This window comes from Bartonella sp. AA86SXKL, assembly GCF_042196885.1.
The window spans coordinates 352-613 of sequence record NZ_JBHIRE010000477.1 but is presented as its reverse complement, the minus strand read 5'-3'; the positions used below and the strand labels follow the sequence as shown (position 1 = coordinate 613).

Annotated in this window: 1 pseudogene; it reads left to right on the top strand. The window is 34.4% G+C overall.

What is annotated here, in order from left to right:
* Positions 1-122: 122 nt before the first annotated feature.
* Positions 123-262, top strand: a pseudogene (locus tag ACFIO5_RS12745) (polyphenol oxidase); the annotation flags it as partial.

Here is a 262-nt window from a genome sequence, read left to right as displayed (position 1 = left end):
TTGCATGTGAGTAACCAAAATATACCTTTGCCTCCTGAAATTTGATGATCAGAAACATTGACAAATACAAACATCTCACACTATTCCCACTTTGAAAACAACCATCCCTCTATGGAACTTTTATGAATTCTGTTCACCCCATTCTTGCAAAAAATCTTTCTGCTTTACACACGCATGGAATAAAACATGGTTTTTTTACACGTCAAGACAATGTTTCAAAAAGCTTTAATGTTGGCCAAAGTCCAAATAATCAACCTGAATA